Annotated in this window: 3 protein-coding genes and 1 pseudogene; 3 read left to right on the top strand and 1 reads right to left on the bottom strand. The window is 68.5% G+C overall.

Features of this window, described 5'->3' with window-relative positions:
* Together ACWD5D_RS39455 and ACWD5D_RS39450 are read left to right on the top strand one after the other, a co-directional pair.
* Positions 1–360 (top strand): annotated as a pseudogene (locus ACWD5D_RS39455) (urease subunit alpha); the annotation flags it as partial.
* Between the two features lie 661 nt (positions 361–1,021).
* A complete protein-coding gene (locus ACWD5D_RS39450; RefSeq protein WP_451377634.1) occupies positions 1,022–1,993 on the top strand; it encodes a hypothetical protein in 972 nt (323 codons plus the stop codon).
* A gap of 854 nt (positions 1,994–2,847) precedes the next feature.
* Here the strand turns inward: ACWD5D_RS39450 and ACWD5D_RS39445 are convergent.
* Entirely contained in the window at positions 2,848–4,122 is a 1,275-nt protein-coding gene (locus ACWD5D_RS39445; RefSeq protein WP_451377633.1) for a multicopper oxidase family protein, read from the bottom strand.
* A gap of 1,152 nt (positions 4,123–5,274) precedes the next feature.
* Between ACWD5D_RS39445 and ACWD5D_RS39440 the strand changes: the two genes are divergently transcribed.
* Complete coding sequence (locus ACWD5D_RS39440; RefSeq protein WP_451377632.1) at positions 5,275–6,399, top strand: hypothetical protein; 1,125 nt, start codon at positions 5,275–5,277, stop codon at positions 6,397–6,399.
* Positions 6,400–6,409: the final 10 nt, after the last annotated feature.

The following is a 6,409-nucleotide window of genomic DNA, read 5'->3' as shown; positions in this document are numbered from 1 at the left end:
GGCTTCCCGGCGTACGGCGTGACCGGAGACCCCAACGCGGCCACCGACACCTGCGAACCCCTCGTCCTGGGCCCGCAGTTCGGCGCGCACGGCGCGACCGCGGCCGATCTGTCGGTCGCCTTCGTCAGCCGCGCGGCCGCCGAGTCGGGCTCGCCCGGCAAGGCGTTCGACTCCATGGCGACCCGGCGCCGACGTGTCGCCGTGCGCGGCACTCGGGGCATCCCGGGCAACCTGGTGCTCAACTCCCGCGTCGGCCAAGTGGACGTGGACAGGCACAGCGGCCTGGTCACACTCGACGGCACGCCGATGCGCTCGGAGCCGGCCGACCAGGTCTCCCTCAGCCGCCTCTACTTCCTGTAAGCCGTGCGCGTCCTCCCTCCCTCGCTTCCAGGTCTTCTGCCAGCGCTGTGTCCGGAGAGACGATCAGGAGCTCACGAAGCCGTACCCGGGGGAGGCGGCGCAGCAGCGCAGCACGCAGAGCCTGCTTGGGCCGGGTGAGCTGCGGCTTCTCCACCTGCCGCTGATTTTGAGCGGCACCGGGAGACCTTACTAAACCCCCACCGTCGCCTCGCAGCTGCTGGCCCCGACACGGTCACCCGCACGCCTCAGCGAAATGCGCAGCAGAGTCCTCGCGCGTCTCAAAGACCGCCGGACGGAGGCCAGTCCGTCCTCATGGCCATGCGGCGGTGAGAAACAGACGGTCTCTTCGCCTCTGGAAGTGAGGGAGGGGACACCCTGCCAGGTGTTCGCGACTTTACGGGCGATATTGAAGGCCACTCCTGCGCGCTGCTGAGCGTGCGCTCGGCAGCGTGTCTTCGTACGGTTTTCAATGCCCGGCTCGGACGGGACAGCAGGGCTTGGCGGTCCCGTGCCCGGTCGCACGTTGCACGGGACCTCCGAGTTATAACTGACAGCAGAAGACCCCGGGACCATCGTGTCCCGGGGCTCGTGCGGTCCGGCTCAACAGCCGGACGGCGACGGTGTCACGCCCATTCGATGTCCAGTTCCCGGAGCGCGGTGCGTGCGGGCCACCCAGCTTGCCCCGCCGCCCGCCACCTCCAGTAAGGACATGCTCGCCGCGGCCTTCCGCGCCGCCCGCGCCGACGTGTCCACCGCGCTCGGCCTGATGCCCGCCCCGATCAGCAGCCGGGACATCGCCGAGCGGGCCGAACAGGCCGAGCGGATGCACGCCCGCTGGCCCACCGGTGTCGCGATGCGGCCGGCGACCGAGGCGGAAATTCTGTGGATCTACGGGCACAGCGCCCGCCGCGGGCTGGCCGAGCCCTTCCTCCCGGACGGCACCGAGCCGGCCGTACGCGGCCGCGGCCGCACGGTCGCCGCCCTGGGGGAGATGCTCCTGGCCGAGGGCGGAGCCGACCTCAACTCCCGCCGCCCCGTCCCCGGCACCCCCTTCCAGCGCCGCTACCTGCAGGTGTCCAGCGAGTGGGGCGACTCCTACCGGACGATGCTCGCCCTGTCGGAGATGCCGGAGGCCTTCGCACTGCCCGGCGCCGCCTACCTGCAGCAGCTCGACGACCTGGCGCACCTCGCACAGCCGCTCCAGCGCCGCGGTGTCGTCGTACGGGATGCGCCCGTGCAGCGCGTACCGCAGCCGCGTTCCGTTGTGCCGCCGGAACAGGTCCCCGTAGGCGGCGACGTTCGCCGCGGCGTTCTCGGTGACCGTCATCACCAGCTGCCCGGCGCCCGCCTGGGCAGCAGCGGCCAGTACGGCAATGTGCACTCCGGCCCGCGGGTCCAGGACCAGGCCGTCGAGCCCAAGTGGCGCGAGGCTGATGCCGTGGTCGCGGGTGCGGGACAGAATCAGCCGCTCCGGGACGTTCTGGGCGATGGTCAGCAGATGTCCTGGTGGCCTGGCCCGGTGGGCGTGGAAGTCATCACATGCGAGCACCGCTGTGCCGGGGGCCGGTCCCAGACCAGCAACCGCCGGGTGTGCGGCCGGGAATCCTGGTGGCCACACGCGCGGCAGGCGTGAGCGACGGCGCCAGTCATGTGGCTGCAGCGGGTGCAGAGATGGACCGCGGTGGGAGTGACCGCCAGGGCGCCTTTTTGCAGGAGGCGTTCGGTCATCTCCAGCGCGAGGGCGGCCACGACGGGCGTGGTGTCGGTGAGGACACCGCCGGCCGGGGCCGCGCCCGGTGCGTACTTGGCGGCGATCGCGCGGTCCTCCCGCTTCTGCCGGCCGACGGTGTCCCGGTCGGGGGCGTCACGGTGGCGCAGGTCTCCGGCCAGAGTGGCGGTGTTCCACAGATGCGGGGCCGGCTCAGCGTAAAGGAGGGTGTTGAGTGCTTCGGCCGCGCGGATGCCGGCTGCCTTGCCCGGCCGTTCGGCGATGGTGAAGGGGCCGTTCTGCACGGGCCCTTTGATGTACAGGACGTTCATGGCCGCGGCCTCCTCAGCAGTCGGGTTGGACGGTGTCGCGGGCGTGGAACAGGCCGCTGGCCTGTTCGTAGACCAGGACGGGGAACCGACGAAACGCACTGGTCAGGGCATATGGATGGCCTTCTCAGGACACGATCCCGCGCTTATCTAGATCATTTCCCACGATGCAGGTGGGCACCTGTCACAGATGGCGACGCATCACGGCGATGCAGGCGGCCCGGGCGGGCCCCTGGACGCGCTCCGTCCGGCACCCGCAGACGTGCGGCCACCGTCACCGCCCGGCAGCTACACGAACTGCTTCGGCGGCTGATCACCGCAGGGCAGTGGCGGGCGGATGACCCGGATGTCCTGGTCATCGCCGCATCGCGCCCTCGGTGCGAATGGACGACGCTGGGTGATCCGCACGGTGGGTGGGCCACGGCCTGGTGAGGGCCTGAAGTCGACGTGTCACTTGACGATCTCCAGCACTGCCATCATGCCCGCGTCCTCGTGGTTGAGGATGTGGCAGTGCAGGACGGTCTTGCCTGCGTAGTTCTTGAATTGCATCCGGATGACGAACTGGCCCTTGGCGGGGATGCTCGCAACGTCCTGCAAGCCGTGACCGTGGTGGGGACGGCCGTTGATGCTCATCAGCTGAAAGTGGTTGGTGTGCACGTGGAAGGAGTGCTCCTCATCGCTGACGTTGCGCACGGTCCACTCCTCCACCGTGTTCAGCTTGGCCCGGATGTCCACCCGGTTCGGATCGAACTGCTTCCCGTTGATGTAGTACTTGGTGCCGTCCTTGTTCTCGGAGAACACGACGCTGCGCCGCACGGCGATCGGAGCGTGGCTCAGGTCCACGTAGGGCGCGAAGGATGTGGTGGGCAGCGGCGCCGGGCTCGCAGAACCTCCTGCGGAGACCAGGGTGGCCAGGGTCGCCTGCGGGAAGGAGTTGCCGCCCGGTCCGGTCGTGTACGGGAGCGTCTGCAGCTGGGTACGGCCGGCCGGACCGCCTTGTACGAGCACATCGAAGCGGGCGCCGGCCGCGAGGAGAAGCGAGTCGCCTTCCCAGATGCGGTCGACGGGGGTCCCGTCGTGAGCGATCACATGGAATCGCTGTCCTTGCAGGTGGACCTTGTAGTAGATGTTGGCGCTGATGTTGGCCAGCCGCCACAGCTGAGTCTCACCCGGCCGGATGCGGATGGTCGGGTTCAGCTGACCGTTGACCGTGCGGTTGGTGGGGGCGCCGATGTGCAAGTTCTTGGTTCTGACCTCGTCGCCCTGCACCTGGAAGTCCTTGAGGGCGATGACGTGTTCAGTGATGTTGCGCAGGTTCGCCGGTAGATATTGCTGCAGCCCGTCGACGATGAGGATGCCCGACATGCCTCCGGCGACCTGCGGTGCGGAGGTGAGGTGCGGGTGTGGGTGGTACCAGTAGGTGCCGGCCCGCAGCGTCTTCGGGAACTGATAGGAATAGTGGAACGTCTCGCCGGGATGGATGTGGATGAAGATGTTGTCGGCGTTGCCACCCGGTGACACATGGAGTCCGTGCAGATGCAGGTTGGTGTCCTCGTTCAGCGTGTTCTTCATGGCCAGGTCGAGCTTGTCCCCCGGCCGGATCCGCAGCGTGGGCGGCATGTAGCTGCCGTTGTAGGTGAGGGCCCACATCTTGTGGCCTCCCAGATCCACCTGCCGCCTCTCCACGACGAGTTGCACCCGCAGGAGCCCGTTGTGACTCACCATCTGAGCCGGTTCCTTGAGCGAAGCACCCTCCGCAAACGACGGCGTCCGAGTCGGCGAGGACGACAGCGGCGGGTCGGCGGCACAGCCGCTCATCAGGGTGGCGATGGCAAGGAACAAGCCAATGCCGATGCAGGGCAGCGTGGACCGGGATCGCATGACACCTCCGCTGACGGGCACCCAGGTCTCGCCCATACGAGCAGCATCGGGCACTCGGCCGAAGCCGTACGCGCCCCTGCTGGACCGTTCGAGCGACGGGGAACACCCCGATGCCGCCCTGGGGCGGCCGAAACCGGGTGCGCTACCGCCTCAGTCGAGCTCGAGGTCTGTCGGCGACGGGTGAATCGTGACCCTTCCAACCCGCACCGTACCTGCGGACGCTAAACAAACTGTTTAGCGTCCGGGCACGCTCCGCTACTCGAGTCTCGCCCTCCGCCACCTTTCGCAGTGCGGTCGTGAGATCGGGACGCCCAGGTGCTGCCGCGGGCTCGGGCGTTCGCGGTTGCCCTGGGGCAGGCACTCGACGCGGCGGTCCGCCTCCCTCAAGTACTCGTCCTTCAAGGGAGTGATCAAAGAGCAGGAATGCGCCTCTGTGGTGATCAGGTTATGGACGCGCCGTTCCGCCACAGGTGCGGGGCACTCTGCAGGTGAAGGAGCCCGGGGTGGTCTGATCGCGGCCCGCCGGGCCGCGGCTACCACCTGATGCCCAAGGAGAACGCCGACGCCGATGGCTACCAGCGGATGGTGTGCCTCGCCGAGGCAAGCAAGGCCCAGTGCCCGTGGTGTGACCGATAAGCACGCCCAGCCGGACCGGCGTAGCCCCGCCCTTCACCACGAACTCCTCTGTGTGGCTCCTGGGGACGCGGTGGTGGCCCTCGCGAGCTACTGCGCGAGGGCCATCAGTCCGCGCTGGAACGCCTGCTGAGCCTTGCTCGGGCCCTTCGTCACACGCCCGGCCGCCGGGGCCGGTGCGGGCTGCTCGCCGGGCGTTACCCCCAGTGTTGCCAGCCGGCGCTGCTGTGCTTCGGAGAGCTCCACCCAGTTGTGGCGCTGGCGACGAAGCCATTTGCCGAGGTCGTCGCCTGACGCTCGGCTTGGTGGTGTGGGTCTCGTTTCTGTGTGGGCGGATAGGGCAGGTCGCTACCCTGACTGGTCATGTCCTTGTCTTCCCAACTCGGAAGTCGCGTGTCGACGGTCGCGGTTTTCGTGGACGACTACCTGCCGAACTGGGGAGCCGCCCGGTCCATGCTCCTTCGTGAGCTGGCCGGCGTGGCTGGGCCATCCAGGCCGGATGTAGCTGGTGGCACGCGCCATCCCTGGCAGTTGATCGGGCGGGCGGTCGATGAGCGTATTCGTCTCATGGTCGGACCGACCCAGCGCATAGACCGTGAAGTCGGGCGGCCCGGTGGCGAGGGTGGCATGCCGGACGGGATCGGTCTGGGCTGGGTCCTGTCTCCCTTGCGGGCGGGTTTGCGGCGTACACCGGATGCGATACGCGGGGCCGTCAACGCGGCCGTCGCAGACCTGACTGCGGCGCTTTGTGCGGCGCAGGGCGTGGTCGCCCAGGACGAGGAGTTGCTGGCACGTTACTGCTACCTGGCCGCCCTGTTTGACGTGCGCGGGGGGATCTCGCGGACGATCGACTGGCTCCTTGGTGACGGTGCTGCTACCAGCCTCGAGTCGTGGGCGGCTCGTGTGCCACCGGGCGCCGTAGGTGACCTCGTACAACTGGCAGCGTTGGCCGCACCGGTCTTCCATCCTCTGGCGCAGATGCCGACCCAAGGCAAGCTTGCCGGTCCGACGTTCGCCGGCACGCGGGATGTCGGCGGCGCCGATGCGGACCTGATCCTGGATCGCACGCTCATCGACATCAAGGCCTACACGGATCCCCGCCGGATCGGGCGGGTGGAGCTGTATCAGCTCGTCGGCTACGCCCTCCTCGACTACGACGACGCCTACCAACTGGAGTCCGCCGGCTTCTATCTCGCTCGCAGCGGCTCCCTCGTGTCGTGGCACTTGGACGACCTGCTCACAGCGATGGGCGCGACGATCGGTATCGGAGACCTCCGGGACGTTCTTGCGTCCCGGTTCGAGCGGGAGCGTCAGGAACGGGCCGACCACTGGGCACGGCTCAGGGCCCTCGCCGGGGCGGACCGAAGGCGCGGACCGCGGCGGCCGGGCGGCTATGTGGCCAACGACGTACTCGCCGAATGGCAGAACGACCTCATGAACCGCTTCGTCCGGGCCGCCAAGCGCCGGATCGACCCCCACTACCGGTGATCTTCGGCTG

It is taken from the genome of Streptomyces sp. NPDC002520, assembly GCF_053595235.1.
This window is presented reverse-complemented; position numbering and strand designations above follow the sequence as displayed.